Here is a 14,842-nt window from a genome sequence, read left to right as displayed (position 1 = left end):
ACACCTTCGGTGAAAGGAAAGGCTAGAGTGCGCGTCCACAAAGATTCGGTTCACAAGGCTAAACAACGTTTACGCCAATGGACGAGTCGAAAGTGGAGTACCGATATGACATACCGTATTGAGAAAATTAATGAGTTTCTTATCGGATGGTATAACTACTTTCGCCTGGCGGAAACGCCATCGATTTTCAAAAGAATGATGGAATGGTTGAAGAGAAGACTTCGAATGATTCGTTGGAAAGAGTGGAAACTGCCCAAGGCCAAAGTGAAGAATTTAATAGCATTGGGAGTGACAAAGGCGAAAGCCTTCGAATGGGGAAATACAAGAAAAGGCTACTGGCGTATAGCCAGTAGCCCAATTCTCCATCGCACGCTCAATGACCACTATTGGCAACGTATGGGTTTAAAATCATTGAATGCACGTTGAATTTTATGAAACCGCCGTATACGGAACCGTACGTACGGTGGTGGGAGAGGACGGAGGCTAGTCACCTCCTCCTACTCGATTTTATTCATATCAGGCGGGAGGAAAAGGGAACGTGGTTCACTTATACGAAGACGAAAGAATAGATTATCTGCTTGCAGAAGAAAACAGACGAATTATACAGAGCCCGAGCGTATTCGCATTCTCTCTGGATGCCGCTTTTCTGGCGAGATTCGCCTCTCTTCCGCGGACGAAGGGGAAGATTCTTGATTTATGTACCGGGAACGGGGTGCTGCCCCTCTTTTTCCTTAACCACTCCAACGTGCCGATCACCGGCGTGGAGATTCAGGAGCGGCTGTATGACATGGCCGTCCGGAATGTGGAGCTGAACAGAGCGGCAGAGCAGGTGTCCATGATCCACGGAGATCTGAGGGAGATGCCGGCTTATTTCAAAAATGATAAATTCGATCTTGTAACCGTGAATCCGCCGTACTTCAAGACGACGGATGGCGTAATGAGGAACGAAAATGAACATTTGAAGATCGCACGTCACGAAGTCGCCTGTACGCTTGAAGAAGTGGTGGAAGCATCCTCCCGACTGGCAAAATCCGGCGGAAAAGTAGCTATGGTTCACCGGCCCGAACGTTTCGTCGAAATCATCGAGGCGTTCCGCAAGTATAAACTGGAACCGAAGCGGGTCCGTTTCGTTTATCCGAATGCGAAGAAAGAAGCGAATATGCTGCTGATCGAAGGGGTACGGGACGGAAACCCGGGTCTCAGTGTTCTGCCTCCTCTCTATGTATATGAGGAAGACGGTAATTACACGCACGAAGCGGAACAGATGCTGTATGGATGAGCACATCGTCTACGTCCTCAAGTGCCGGGATCACACGCTGTATACAGGATACACGAACAACCTTCCCGCACGTCTGAAAAAACATGAGGCAGGACAGGGAGCGAAGTATACGAGAGGCAGAGCTCCTTTTGAAGTCGTCTATACGAAAATATTTTCGACGAAAAGCGAGGCCCTCCGGGAAGAATACAGAATAAAAAAACTGTCCCGCACAGCCAAGGAAAAGCTTATACAGGGAGTGGATGAAGGATGAAGACGCAAAAAAGTTTCCGGGGAAATAAGGAGGAAGGTACGTTGTACATCGTTCCGACCCCGATCGGGAATCTCGAGGATATGACGTACCGGGCCGTGCATACGTTACAGTCGGTCGATAAGATTGCAGCGGAAGATACCCGCAACACGAAGAAATTGACCCGGCACTATGATATTGACACCCCTCTGATCAGTTACCACGAACATAACCGGAAAAGCCGGGCGGAGGAACTGATCGCCTGGCTCGGGGACGGCCTTTCCGTAGCGCTGGTCAGTGATGCCGGAATGCCGGGGATTTCGGATCCCGGGGAGGAGATCATAAGTCAGGCTGTGGCAGAAGATATTCCGGTCGTCGTACTTCCCGGCGCCAACGCGGCACTCGTCGCCCTGGTCGGTTCGGGGCTGCCGGCGGACCACTTCTTTTACTACGGATTTTTACCCCGGAAAAAGAAGGACAGAGTGAAGGAACTGGAAAAGTGGAAGAGCTTTCCGGAAACGATGGTATTTTATGAATCTCCCCACCGTCTGAAACAGATGACGCAGGATTTATACGAGGTGTTCGGTGATCGTCGCGTTTCTTTTGCCCGCGAACTGACGAAACAGTATGAGGAGTTTCTGCGGGGAGATCTCTCCGACGTCCTCACCTGGGTGGAGGAAACGGAACTGAAAGGCGAGTTCTGTATCGTGGTCGAAGGAGGCGAAGAGGAAGAGAAATCGTCCTGGTGGGATTCGCTCACTCTGGAGGAACACGTCGGATCCTACGTGGAGGAAGGGATGAGAGACAAAGAAGCCGTCAAAAAAGTAGCGGTGGAGCGAGGTATGCCGAAACGCGAAGTGTACCGGGCTTACCACGTGGAAGAGGATTAAAAAATAAAAAAGAAGCACTTTTACCTTCTCTCTGTGTTGGTAAAAGTGCTTTCTTTTTTAAAAAGAGGTCTTAAAATCAGAACTTGCTCTGGATTTCTTTGACCAGCTGTTCGGCGCCTTCTTTACTGAGAACCAGATTGCCGCCTGCGAGCTTAATGTTGTCATCAGCCACTTCCCCGGTGACCTGACAAGCCATGGATGGCTGGTATTTCTTAAGAACGATGCGGTCGTCGTCTACGTATATCTCCAACGCATCTTTCTCATTGATGTCCAGGGTACGGCGTAATTCGATAGGAATAACGACGCGTCCCAGTTCGTCCACTTTACGGACGATTCCAGTAGATTTCATAATGTTTCTCTCCCCTTACTTCAAAAGTTAGTCGTCTGATTTCGACGATGGTTCGGAATCATAATACCAAAGTTTGCCAATCATGTCAATTAGCATGTTCTAAATAACGAAAAAACTTTTACATGTCTGTATACGGGTGTCTATACCTGTTTCGGGAAGGGAGGGTGTATCCTTAATAAACCCCGATTTTTTGACAGGGCGGACCTATTTTCGGTATATTTTAAAGTTAGGAATGACTATTTATAAGAAGTCTCGTAATTATAAGGAGGGGCCTGTATGCCTGAGGAGAAAAATACATTTTATATTACGACACCGATTTATTACCCGAGCGGTAATCTTCATATCGGACATGCTTATACCACGGTAGCCGGGGATGCAATGGCCCGCTACAAACGACTGCGCGGATATGACGTGATGTATCTGACCGGAACGGATGAACACGGCCAGAAAATTCAGCGTAAAGCCGAAGAAAAGGGAGTAAGCCCGATTGAGTATGTGGATGAAATCGTGGGCGGTATTCAGGATCTATGGAAGAAACTTGATATCTCTTACGATGATTTCATCAGAACTACCGAGGAGCGGCATAAGCAGGTAGTAGCTAAAATTTTCGATTACCTCATGGAAAAAGGGGATATTTACCTCGGGGAGTACGAAGGATGGTACTGTACTTCCTGTGAGTCCTTCTTCACGGAACGTCAGCTTGATGAAGCGCACTGCCCGGACTGCGGCGCCCCGGTTGAGAAAGTGAAAGAGGAATCCTATTTCTTTGAGATGAGCAAGTATGCCGACCGCCTTCTTAAGTTCTATGAAGACAACCCGAAATTCATCCAGCCGGAAAGCCGGAAAAATGAAATGATCAATAACTTCATTAAGCCGGGGCTTGAAGATCTCGCTATTTCCCGGACTACGTTCGACTGGGGTATCGGAGTGCCGGGCAATGAGAAACACGTAATTTACGTGTGGATCGATGCGCTCAGTAACTACATTACGGCCCTCGGATACGATACGGATGATGACGAGCGGTTCCGCAAGTACTGGCCTGCCGATGTACAGCTGGTCGGGAAGGAAATCGTCCGTTTCCATACGATCTATTGGCCGATCATGCTTATGGCTCTCGATCTTCCGCTTCCGAAACAGGTGTTTGCACACGGCTGGATTCTGATGAAGGATGGAAAGATGTCGAAATCCAAAGGAAACGTCGTGGACCCTGTCCAGCTCAGTGACAGATACGGTCTTGATGCACTCCGCTACTATCTTCTCCGCGAAGTGCCGTTCGGATCGGACGGAGTGTTCACACCGGAGGCTTTCGTCGAGCGTACGAATTACGATCTGGCCAATGACCTTGGTAACCTGCTGAACCGTACGGTCGCCATGATCAACAAGTACTTCGACGGACGGATCCCGGCGCTTGTACCGGGAGAGACCGGCCTGGAGGAAGATCTCGAAAGAATGGCTATGGAGACGAAAACGAACGTAGAAGAGAGCCTGGAACAGATGGAATTCTCCGTGGCCCTCGGTGAACTTTGGAAATTTATAAGCCGTACGAATAAATATATCGACGAAACGACTCCGTGGATTCTTGCAAAAGACGAGGATCAGAGGGAACGTCTCGGTAACGTGATGGCCCACCTGGCAGCTTCACTGCGTCATATCGGCATTATGCTACGGCCGTTCATGACGAACACGCCGGAGCGTATGTTTGAGCAGCTCGGTCTCACAGATCCTGCCGGGAAAGAATGGAAGACACTTGATGATTTCAATTACATCAGCGAAGGGACGGAAGTTCAAAAAGCGGAACCGATTTTCCCGAGACTGGATGTGGAGGAAGAGACGCAAATCATCAAGGATATGATGAGGAAACCTTCGGCAGGACCGGAAAAGCCCGAGGACCTGCCGGAAGTAACCATCGATGACTTCCAGCAGTTCGACTTCCGCGTAGCCGAAGTGAAAAAAGCGGTTCCTGTCAAAAAGGCGAACAAACTGCTGAAAATTCAGCTCGATCTCGGGTATGAAGAACGCCAGGTCGTATCGGGGATTGCCGAATACTACAGTCCGGAAGATCTGAAAGGTCGCAAGGTTATATGCATTCGTAACCTGAAACCCGTGAAACTTCGCGGCGAACTGTCGGAAGGTATGATTCTTGCCGGAGAAGACGAGTCCGGTAATTTGTCACTCGCTTCCGTCGATCAGACGCTGGCAAATGGAGCCAAAGTAACCTGAGGAAACGTTCGGGATAAAACAGATAACGGGAATCGGGTGTTCCCGCCGGTTTCCGGATTTTTTGAAGAACAGCACGGAGACTCCTGAGGCGTCGGCACAAGTTGAGGCCGGGCCCGTCGGGAGGCGATGTGCTGTTCTTTTGTTATCGTTTTGTTTTGCCCCCGTACCTTTGTCATGAATATCCGGAAGGAGGAAACACAATATGTTGTTCGATACACACGTACATCTGAACGCCGATCAGTTTGAGGAAGACCGGAACGAGACGATACGCCGGGCCCGGGAAGCAGGTGTTGAATATATGACAGTCGTCGGATTTGACCGGAAAACGATTCCGAAAGCTCTGGAAATAGCGGAGAGCGATGAGAACATTTACGCCGCTGTCGGCTGGCACCCGGTGGACGCTGTCGATATGAAGGAAGAAGACCTCGAATGGATTGAGGGCCTGGCGGACCACCCGAAAGTAGTGGCGATCGGTGAGATGGGCCTTGATTATCACTGGGATAAATCACCGAAAGACGTACAGAAAGAAGTGTTCAAAAAACAGATTGCTCTTGCGAAAAGGGTGAAGCTGCCGATTATCATCCATAACCGGGAGGCGACGGAAGATATCATTGAAGTTCTCGAACAGGAACATGCAGAGGACGTTGGCGGAATTATGCACTGTTACAACGGACCTGTGGAATATGCGGAGCGTGCGATAGCCATGAACTTTATGATTTCTCTCGGGGGGCCGGTCACGTTCAAAAACGCGAAACTGCCGAAAGAAGTGGCAAAAGCTGTGGAGATGAAACATCTGCTCGTGGAAACGGACGCCCCTTTCCTCGCTCCTCATCCGAATCGCGGCAAAAGGAACGAGCCTGCTTGGGTGAAGCTCGTCGCCGAACAGATAGCGGAGCTGAAAGAACTTCCTTATGAGGAAGTAGCGGAAACCACTACTGACAATGCGAAAAAGTTTTTCGGTATTAAATCGTAACCACTTTACTCCTGATAAAGAAAAAACAACATAAAAAGTTAAATAACATACCAGTTTTCGTATAGATTGGTATGTTATTTTTCAATAAATTATGCCCGTCTATAAGAAAATTTTATTTATAGTTTCGAATGATGAGGGGGAGTTTTAAATGAAGAAAACCTTTGAAGTTACATATGAAGGGCACCACATTCAAGTAGTGAATACATGGTTTAGTGGGGAAAGATTGTATGTTGATGGTACATTGCAGGACGAAAAAGTCGGTTTTACCCTGCGAGGGGAGTTGAGCGGGAGTTTAGAACGCAGTAATGGAGGTACAGAAAATATCAAAGTAAGTATCGGTGGTATGTTTACAGTACGTTGCAGGATATTTGTCGATAATGTTTTAATTTATCCTGAAGAACAAGTAGACATATAATATAAAACGCCTGAATAGAGTTTTTATCTCTAAACAGGCGTTTTTGTGTATTCAGTTTCTTTTTGAGGAAGAATAGTAAACCCCACTCTACGGGTCCGAGCTGCTGATTTTGTCTGTGCTTTTTCTGATGGGTCACACGTGGTATGCTTACAGAAGCAAATGAACGGAGGGGCCCGAGGTGAAAGTTAAAGAAATAATCGTCGTCGAAGGTAAAGACGATACACAAAAAATCAAACAGGCGGTCGTGGCCGATACGATTGAAACGAATGGCTCGGCAATTGGTGAGGATGTTCTGGAGAGGATCAGACATGCATACGAAAAGCGCGGAGTCATCATTTTTACGGATCCGGATTACCCGGGGAAACGGATTCGACACATCGTCTCCGAACACGTACCAGGCTGCAAGCACGCGTTTCTGCCGAAGCATACGGCTATCGCTAAACATGACAAAGGGGTAGGAGTGGAACATGCGTCGGCAGAGCATATAAGGGAAGCGTTGTCCGCCGTTTATGAAGTGACAGAAGAAGAAGAGAATCTTTTGGAGAAAGCCGACCTTCTGCCATACGGACTAATCGGAGGAGCCGGGGCCAGTGCCCGGCGTGAAAAACTCGGAGAACGCCTTCATATCGGTCATACGAACGCGAAGCAGCTGGTGCGTCGTTTGAATATGTTCCGGATCACTGAAGAGGAAGTGGAACAGGTCATGAGAGAAATTATTCAGGAGGAGAAAGATGAACAATAAAGCGATAGCGACACCAGGTCGCACGAAAGACATTTTAACAAAAGCCGGGTTTTCCTTTAAGAAAAGCCTGGGGCAGAACTTTCTCGTAGACGTTAATATTTTAAAAAATATGCTCCGCCATGCCGGAATCGGTGAGAATACAGCAGCGATTGAAATCGGTCCCGGCATAGGGGCGCTGACTGAACAATTGGCTCTTCATGCAGGTTCTGTCACGGCTTTTGAAATCGATCAGCGGCTGGTACCCATTCTCGAGGAAGAACTGTCATCTTTCGATAACGCCACAATTATCAACGAAGATATTCTGAAAGCGGATATAGCCAAGGTCGTACATGAGCTTTCCCGTGATCATGAAGAGGTCAGGGTGGTTGCGAACCTCCCTTACTACATCACTACTCCTATCCTTATGAGACTGCTGATGGATCGTCTTCCGTTCCGGAGCATTACGGTAATGATCCAGAAAGAAGTAGCCGAACGGATGGCCGCCTCTCCCGGTACAAAAAGCTACGGTTCGCTGTCGATCGCTGTGCAGTATTACACGGAAGCGAGCATACCGATGACGGTGCCGAAGTCCGTATTCATGCCCCAGCCGAACGTGGATTCCGCTGTTCTCCATCTGGAGAAGCGTGCGGAACCGCCTGTCGACGTGCAGGATGAAGATTTCTTCTTTGAAATAGTGAGAGCCTCTTTTAAGCAGAGGAGAAAGACGCTTATCAATAATCTCGGGAGTTTCTTCAAAGGGTCACTTGAAAAGAATGAGATCAGGGAGCGCATGGAAAGCTCGGGTATCGACCCCGGTCGCCGGGGTGAGTCGCTTTCGATGGAAGAGTTCGCAAGGCTTGCGGACGTTTTCCATGAAGTAAAGTAAGCCTCCTGCTTAGGCCAGCGCTTCTAACCGGAAGTTTCCGCTTTTCATGATCCAGCTGCAACTTCCAGAAGCTCATGTCCTAAGCAGTACACTTATTTTCGGGGAAAGGCCCCCGAAAAGTAAGCCTCCTGCTTACGCCAGTGCTTCTACCCGGAAGTTTCCGCTTTTCATGATCCAGCTCCGCCATTCAGAAGTCCGTAAGATAAGCTGGCCCCCCTGTTTCGGGCCAGAGCACCCGAAGCCCGGAGTACCTGCTTATCTTAGAACTTCTAAGCGAATGGCTCCGCTTTTCTTTGTGATTGACATTCTTTATTGAATATTGCTATAATATATCACTTATTTGACTATTTCCAATATGTGTGATACATTTGTTTTAGTGAGGTGGAGTCTAGTGGCTAAAACATTGGGAGAAATCAAGCAAACGCTAGAAGAACAGATCGGAAACCGACTTACATTGAAAGCTAATGGAGGTCGACGCAAAACGATTGAACGTACAGGGACGCTTTCCGATACGTACCCTTCCGTTTTTATCGTGGAATTGGATCCCGAAGAGAATTCTTACGAGAGAGTCTCTTACAGTTACGCGGATGTTTTGACCGAAACCGTGGAACTCAACTTCGAAGAACAACCATCAGTTGCCGTAGCAGAGCAGTAAACATTTTGTTTGCTGCTTTTTGTTTTGTCTTTTTATGGTACAATGCGGTCATACTATACGTTTAAGTGGGTGTTGGTATGTATATAATGGAGAAAGCGCCGGCGAAAATAAATTTATCGCTCGATGTGCTACATAAAAGAAAAGACGGTTTCCACGAAGTGGAGATGGTGATGACTACGATAGACCTTGCCGACCGTATTGAACTGACCAGCCTGAAAAAGAATAAAATTGTTCTGGAAGCCGAAAGCAGATACGTCCCCAATGATGAGCGTAATCTTGCCTACCTGGCAGCGAAGAAAATGAAGAAGCATTTTTCCATCACTGGCGGTGTCCATATCAAATTGACGAAACACGTTCCCGTGGCTGCAGGACTGGCAGGGGGAAGCAGTGATGCAGCTGCCGTATTAAGAGGGATGGCACGGCTGTTTGACCTGGATACGACTCCCGGTGAACTTGCGGAAATCGGAGCAGAAATCGGCTCGGACGTTTCTTTTTGCGTCCACGGAGGCACGGCCTTAGCTACCGGCCGCGGGGAGAAAATCGAGGAGCTCCCCGCACCTCCTCCGTGCTGGGTCGTACTTGCCAAACCGCCTATCGGCGTATCTACGAAAACCATTTATCAGGCCCTGGACATAAAAGAGGCCGGGCACCCGGACACCTCCTCCATGGTGGAAGCCCTGCGGACAGGAGATTATGAAAAGATGTGCCAGAGCGTAGGTAATACGCTGGAGGGGGTCACCGTGCGACTTTATCCTGAAGTAGCCCAGCTGAAAGAACATATGCTGCAGGCCGGAGCGGATACGTCCCTGATGAGCGGGAGCGGTCCGACCGTGTTTTCCCTGGTGGAGCCGGATGTAAAAGCCAGAAGGATCTGTAACCATCTGAAAGGGTTTTGTGATGAAGTATATATGGTGAGAGTCCTTGGAACGAAGGACACTCTTGATTAAAACCGTATATTTTTGTTATATTTAAATAAAATATTCGGTTTTAAGAGGAGTTTCTGTATATGAAAAGAAGTAAACGTTTAGTTTCTATGACCCGTTACATTATTGAACATCCTTACACCCTGATCTCCCTCCCCTTTTTCGTGGAAAAGTTCGGTTCCGCCAAATCTTCCATCAGTGAAGATCTCGGAATCATTGATGAACGGTTCCAGGAGGAAGGAACGGGGTACCTGGCATCGGTGGCGGGGGCTTCCGGCGGGGTGAAATATATCCCGGCCTACTCGCAGAGCTATGGGACTCCGTTTGTCGAACAACTCTGTGAGAAGCTTTCGGATACAGGCCGCCTTCTTCCGGGAGGTTACCTGTTTATGAGTGATCTCCTCGGAGACCCGCGGACGGTGAATGACATCGGAAAAATGTTCGCTTCTGTGTTCGTCGACCGGGAAATAGATGCGGTAATGACTGTAGCAACGAAAGGGATCCCTCTTGCTTATGCGGTAGCCGCTCATTTAAACGTTCCGGTGGTCATCGCGAGAAGAGACCCGAAAGTTACGGAAGGGTCGACCGTAAGTATTAACTACGTGTCGGGCTCCACCAGAAAAATCCAGACAATGGTGCTGACGAAGCGTTCGCTTAGTCCCGGATCCAATGTATGTATCATCGATGATTTTATGAAAGCAGGCGGCACGATTAACGGTATGAAGAATCTGCTGAAAGAATTCGATGCGCAAGTTGCAGGTATCGGAGTGCTGGCGGAAGCGGAAGACGAAGAGGAAGAACGTGTCGTCGATGACTATGTATCACTGTTGCGCATTCTTCACGCCGATGACCGTACGAAAGAAATTGAAGTGGAAGCCGGTAATCTTCTCGGAAGGCTTTAAGAAAACTTTGTCAGAAATAGAGAAAAAATTTTCTGAATAAAGCAGGAAACTTTGTGACAGAGTAGAAATAATATAACAGGCTCTACAAAACAAAGGTGGTGATGGTTAATGGAAGTAACTGACGTGAGACTGCGTCGAGTAAACACAGAAGGAAGAATGCGAGCAATTGCTTCTATTACGTTTGATCAGGAATTCGTCGTACATGACGTTCGTGTTATCGACGGAAATAATGGACTTTTCGTGGCGATGCCGAGCAAACGTACACCGGACGGAGAATTCAGGGATATCGCTCATCCGATCAATTCCGGCACGAGAGGTAAAATACAGGAGGCTGTACTCGAAGCTTACCAAAAAGCCGAGGCACCTCAGCAAATGGAATATGAGGGAGCAGGCGCTTCTTAAAAATGTTTCAGAAGAGAATCTGACCGGGACGGGTCAGGTTCTTTTTTAGCTCTCAGCAGTTTCTTTCCCGGAAATAATCGGAGCCGCGTAACTAAAACGGGGCGGGATATTTTTTTCGACAGGAGAAGAAGAAGAGCCGACCGCCTGCTATAGTATTGATATACCCATTTCTAAAAAATATAATCACTGACGGGTGTAATGTTGAAATTAATTCTGATTTAAGATAATATTCATAGTGGATAACTATGATGGGGGTTACTTCATGGCCAATCGTTTTGCAGTAGTGCTCGCAGCCGGTCAGGGTACCAGGATGAAATCAAAGCTTTACAAAGTTCTTCATCCTGTAGCCGGAAAGCCGATGGTGCAGCACGTAACAGATCAACTTAATCAATTGGAACTATCGCAGATCATTACTGTTGTCGGTTTCGGAGCGGAAACTGTGCAGGAACAGCTCGGAGACAGCAGTGAGTATGTCATTCAGAAGGAACAGCTCGGCACAGGTCATGCAGTACTCCAGGCCGGAGATCACCTCTCCGGTAAAAAAGGGACGACCGTCGTCGTCTGCGGTGACACACCGCTTCTGACGAGTGATACGCTTGAAGCTCTTCTTTCGCACCATGAACAGAAGCAGGCGAAAGCGACAGTACTTACTGCCCATGCGGAAGACCCGCACGGTTATGGTCGTGTCCTTCGCGATGAACGTGGCGACGTCAAACGTATCGTGGAGCAGAAAGACGCTTCACCGGAAGAGGCGAAGGTGCAGGAAATCAATACCGGAACGTACTGTTTTGATAATGAAATGCTTTTTGAAGCACTCTCCAGCGTTTCGAATGATAATGCCCAGGGGGAATACTACCTGCCGGATGTCATGGAGATTCTTCAAAAAGAAGGGGAATCCGTAAGTGCGTATCAGATGGAAGACCTGAGGGAAGCACTCGGGGTCAATGACCGTGTCGCTCTGTCCAGGGCAGAGGCGTTTATGAGGGAAAGAATCAATGAAAACCATATGCGCGGCGGCGTGACTATTATAGATCCTTCCAATACTTATATCAGTGCGGATGCCGTTATCGGTCAGGATGTCACAATTGAGCCCGGTACCACGATTACGGGTGATACGGTCATTGAGGATGACGTGGTCATCGGTCCGAATTCCACTGTGGAGCGCAGCTATATCGGAGAAGGGTCCGTTGTGAAACAGAGTTTTGTGTCCGACAGTAAAGTGGGCAAACGCGTAAAAATAGGGCCATTTGCGCACATTCGTCCTGAATCGGACCTCGGTGATGAAGTGAAAGTGGGTAACTTCGTTGAGGTGAAGAAAGCTTCGTTCGGTGAAGGAAGTAAAGTCTCCCACCTGAGTTATATAGGGGACGCTGACGTAGGCAGCGGGGTGAATATCGGCTGTGGAACGATCACCGTCAACTATGACGGAAAGAATAAGTTTTTGACTACAATCGAAGATGATGCGTTTATCGGCTGCAATTCGAACCTCATCGCCCCGGTTACCGTTGGGAAAGGTTCGTACGTAGCGGCCGGCTCAACCATTAATAAAGATGTTCCGAAAGAGTCGCTGTCTATTGCAAGAGCACGGCAGACGAACAAAGAAAATTACGCACAGAAACTGAAATCCAAGAAAAAAGATTAATGGAGGGTTCGTTCCATGGCGGCTAAGGATTACCGAAACTCGGAGCTGAAGGTTTTTACTTTGAATTCCAACCCGGCGCTTGCAGAAGAGATTGCCAGCAATATCGGTATTGAGCTCGGGAAATGTACAGTAACTACGTTCAGTGATGGAGAAGTTCAAATCAACATTGATGAAAGTATTCGTGGTTGTGACGTATACGTCGTGCAATCGACAAGTTCACCGGTCAACCAGCACCTGATGGAACTTCTGATTATGATTGACGCACTGAAACGGGCGTCGGCAAACTCGATCAATATCGTCATGCCTTATTACGGGTACGCGAGACAGGACAGGAAAGCCCGGTCGCGTGAACCCATCACCGCTAAACTTGTAGCAGACCTGCTTCAGACTTCGGGAGCGGACCGGGTCATTATGATGGATCTTCATGCTCCGCAAATCCAGGGTTTCTTCGACATACCGATCGACAACCTTATCGGAGTACCTATCCTTTCCGAGTATTTCGAGAATAAGAATCTCGACGACATCGTTGTCGTATCGCCTGACCACGGCGGGGTGACACGCGCCAGAAAAATGGCAGACCGTCTCGGGGCCCCGATTGCCATTATCGATAAACGCCGGCCGCTGCCAAACGTGGCAGAGGTTATGAATATTGTCGGTAACATTGAAGGTAAGACAGCAATTCTGATCGATGATATCATCGACACGGCCGGTACCATCACTTTAGCAGCAAACGCACTGGTCGAGAACGGAGCGAAAGAAGTGTACGCCTGCTGTACACACCCTGTACTTTCAGGTCCGGCGATCGAACGCATCAATGATTCTAAAATCAAGGAACTGGTCGTCACGAACACGATTCCGCTTGGAGAAGATAAACAGATTGAGAAAGTCAACCCGCTCTCTGTTGCTCCGTTAATCAGTGAAGCGATTATTCGTGTGCACGAACGTCAGTCCGTAAGTATTCTTTTTGATTAATACGTTTACTCATACGTTAATGAGGGTATACAGTAACGATAAATATTTGGAGGTAGATGAAATTGGCTATTAAATTGAAAGCAACGAAAAGAGATAATCTGCAAAAATCCAGCACGAAGGAAATCCGTCAGCGCGGAGACGTTCCTGGTGTCGTATATGGTAAAGAAAAAGACCCGGTAACTCTTTCCGTAAACAGCATCGAACTTCTTAAAACGGTTCGTGACCACGGCAGAAACGCCATCATTTCCCTTGATGTTGAAGGTGGAGATACACTGGATGTAATGCTTCACGAGCACCAGATCGACCCGCTCAAAGACGAACTGATCCACGCGGATTTCTACGCGGTTAACATGCAGCAGGAAGTAGACGTGGAAGTTTCTATCAACGTGGAAGGAGAGCCTGAAGGCGTACGTGAAGGCGGCGTACTGCAGCAGCCTCTTTACGCTGTAGCTCTTCGTGCGAAGCCCGGTGACATTCCGGAGTCGATTACTGTGGACGTATCCGAACTTCAAATCGGCGACAGCCTGATGGTGAGCGACCTGAAAGAAGGACGTAACTACGAACTTCTTGAAGATGAGAATACGACAATCGTTTCCGTTACTCCTCCGGAAGAAGTTCCGACGGAGCCGGAAGAAGAGACAGACGAGCAGCCGGATATTCTTAAAGACCCGGATGAAGACGAAGATGAAGATAACGAGAATTCCTGATAAACGAGAGGAATGAGGAAGGGCGTAGCCGAAAAGGCGCGCCCTTTTCTTTCGTTAAGCTTTCGGTTTTTGCTATGCTATAATAACGGTAATCATTCAAAAGAAAAGGAAGTTCAACTTATGAAGTGTATCGTAGGACTGGGGAATCCCGGTAAGAAATATGAAGCTACCAGACATAACGCCGGTTTTCAGGTGATTGATGAGCTTGCAAAGCGGAACAACTGGACCGTGGAAAAGAAAAAGTTCAACAGCCTGTTCACGACGGAACACGTACGCGGGGAAAAGATCATTTTACTTAAACCTCAGACATATATGAATTTGTCGGGAGGAGCAGTACGTTCGTTTATGGATTATTTCGGACTCGGAGAAGAGGATCTGCTCGTCATTTATGATGATCTCGATCTCCTGCCCGGAAAAATCCGTCTGCGCCAGAAAGGTGGTCACGGGGGTCATAACGGAATCCGTGATATCATTGACCAGCTTGGTACGAAAGAGTTCAAGCGGCTGCGTGTGGGAATTGGAAAGCCGAAGAGCGACTCGGTCATTAACCACGTGCTCGACACATTCAGCAAAGAAGAGAAAAAGTATATGGAAGACAGTATCGACCGTTCCGTAGAAGCGTGTGAGGCGTGGATGGAGAGAAGCTTCGATGAAGTTATGAATGAGTATAACAAGTAGGC

Annotated in this window: 18 protein-coding genes; 17 read left to right on the top strand and 1 reads right to left on the bottom strand. The window is 48.1% G+C overall.

Annotated elements, in window-relative coordinates; genetic code table 11:
* From CKW00_RS11710 to rsmI, 4 genes are all read left to right on the top strand, one after another.
* Window positions 1–426, top strand: a 426-nt coding sequence (locus CKW00_RS11710) for a group II intron maturase-specific domain-containing protein (RefSeq protein ID WP_332889074.1), incomplete at its 5' end; no start/stop codon positions are given.
* A gap of 112 nt (window positions 427–538) precedes the next feature.
* Entirely contained in the window at window positions 539–1,279 is a 741-nt protein-coding gene (locus CKW00_RS11705; RefSeq protein WP_008591342.1) for a tRNA1(Val) (adenine(37)-N6)-methyltransferase, read from the top strand.
* Window positions 1,272–1,529: a GIY-YIG nuclease family protein gene (locus CKW00_RS11700; protein ID WP_008591345.1), complete on the top strand. Its 258-nt coding sequence runs from the start codon at window positions 1,272–1,274 to the stop codon at window positions 1,527–1,529. The genes CKW00_RS11705 and CKW00_RS11700 overlap by 8 nt, the downstream gene beginning before the upstream one ends.
* Window positions 1,526–2,395: a 16S rRNA (cytidine(1402)-2'-O)-methyltransferase gene (gene rsmI / locus CKW00_RS11695; protein ID WP_095822715.1), complete on the top strand. Its 870-nt coding sequence runs from the start codon at window positions 1,526–1,528 to the stop codon at window positions 2,393–2,395. Before CKW00_RS11700 ends, rsmI begins: the two co-directional genes overlap by 4 nt.
* Window positions 2,396–2,471: 76 nt before the next feature.
* Here rsmI and CKW00_RS11690 read toward each other — a convergent pair whose 3' ends face one another.
* Window positions 2,472–2,744, bottom strand: a complete 273-nt coding sequence (locus tag CKW00_RS11690) for an AbrB/MazE/SpoVT family DNA-binding domain-containing protein (protein ID WP_008591350.1) — start codon at window positions 2,742–2,744, stop codon at window positions 2,472–2,474.
* Between the two features lie 276 nt (window positions 2,745–3,020).
* Here CKW00_RS11690 and metG point away from each other — a divergent pair, with 276 nt between their 5' ends.
* From metG to pth, 13 genes are all read left to right on the top strand, one after another.
* Complete coding sequence (gene metG / locus CKW00_RS11685) at window positions 3,021–4,964, top strand: methionine--tRNA ligase (RefSeq protein ID WP_095822714.1); 1,944 nt, start codon at window positions 3,021–3,023, stop codon at window positions 4,962–4,964.
* Window positions 4,965–5,166: 202 nt separating this feature from the next.
* Complete coding sequence (locus CKW00_RS11680) at window positions 5,167–5,937, top strand: TatD family hydrolase (RefSeq protein WP_095822713.1); 771 nt, start codon at window positions 5,167–5,169, stop codon at window positions 5,935–5,937.
* A gap of 148 nt (window positions 5,938–6,085) precedes the next feature.
* Window positions 6,086–6,352: a hypothetical protein gene (locus tag CKW00_RS11675; protein ID WP_095822712.1), complete on the top strand. Its 267-nt coding sequence runs from the start codon at window positions 6,086–6,088 to the stop codon at window positions 6,350–6,352.
* Between the two features lie 178 nt (window positions 6,353–6,530).
* A complete protein-coding gene (gene rnmV, locus CKW00_RS11670; RefSeq protein ID WP_095822711.1) occupies window positions 6,531–7,094 on the top strand; it encodes a ribonuclease M5 in 564 nt (187 codons plus the stop codon).
* A complete protein-coding gene (gene rsmA / locus CKW00_RS11665) occupies window positions 7,084–7,959 on the top strand; it encodes a 16S rRNA (adenine(1518)-N(6)/adenine(1519)-N(6))-dimethyltransferase RsmA (RefSeq protein WP_095822710.1) in 876 nt (291 codons plus the stop codon). The genes rnmV and rsmA overlap by 11 nt, the downstream gene beginning before the upstream one ends.
* Before the next feature lie 391 nt (window positions 7,960–8,350).
* Window positions 8,351–8,614, top strand: a complete 264-nt coding sequence (veg, locus tag CKW00_RS11655; protein WP_008591368.1) for a biofilm formation stimulator Veg — start codon at window positions 8,351–8,353, stop codon at window positions 8,612–8,614.
* 77 nt (window positions 8,615–8,691) lie between these two features.
* Complete coding sequence (gene ispE / locus CKW00_RS11650) at window positions 8,692–9,561, top strand: 4-(cytidine 5'-diphospho)-2-C-methyl-D-erythritol kinase (RefSeq protein ID WP_095822708.1); 870 nt, start codon at window positions 8,692–8,694, stop codon at window positions 9,559–9,561.
* 59 nt (window positions 9,562–9,620) lie between these two features.
* Window positions 9,621–10,439, top strand: a complete 819-nt coding sequence (gene purR, locus CKW00_RS11645) for a pur operon repressor (RefSeq protein WP_008591372.1) — start codon at window positions 9,621–9,623, stop codon at window positions 10,437–10,439.
* Window positions 10,440–10,547: 108 nt separating this feature from the next.
* Window positions 10,548–10,841 (top strand): septation regulator SpoVG, encoded by a 294-nt coding sequence (spoVG, locus tag CKW00_RS11640; RefSeq protein ID WP_008591375.1) that lies wholly within the window; start codon window positions 10,548–10,550, stop codon window positions 10,839–10,841.
* Between the two features lie 262 nt (window positions 10,842–11,103).
* A complete protein-coding gene (gene glmU / locus CKW00_RS11635; protein WP_008591376.1) occupies window positions 11,104–12,483 on the top strand; it encodes a bifunctional UDP-N-acetylglucosamine diphosphorylase/glucosamine-1-phosphate N-acetyltransferase GlmU in 1,380 nt (459 codons plus the stop codon).
* Between the two features lie 15 nt (window positions 12,484–12,498).
* Window positions 12,499–13,455: a ribose-phosphate diphosphokinase gene (locus tag CKW00_RS11630; protein ID WP_008591378.1), complete on the top strand. Its 957-nt coding sequence runs from the start codon at window positions 12,499–12,501 to the stop codon at window positions 13,453–13,455.
* Between the two features lie 62 nt (window positions 13,456–13,517).
* The gene (locus tag CKW00_RS11625; protein WP_008591379.1) at window positions 13,518–14,162 is read left to right on the top strand and encodes a 50S ribosomal protein L25/general stress protein Ctc; all 645 of its coding nucleotides are present in this window, start codon (window positions 13,518–13,520) and stop codon (window positions 14,160–14,162) included.
* Window positions 14,163–14,282: 120 nt separating this feature from the next.
* A complete protein-coding gene (pth, locus tag CKW00_RS11620) occupies window positions 14,283–14,840 on the top strand; it encodes an aminoacyl-tRNA hydrolase (RefSeq protein WP_008591381.1) in 558 nt (185 codons plus the stop codon).
* Window positions 14,841–14,842: the final 2 nt, after the last annotated feature.

The sequence above is a fragment of the Salimicrobium humidisoli genome, assembly GCF_002295105.1.
Lineage (GTDB): Bacteria > Bacillota > Bacilli > Bacillales > Halobacillaceae > Salimicrobium > Salimicrobium humidisoli.
This window is presented reverse-complemented; position numbering and strand designations above follow the sequence as displayed.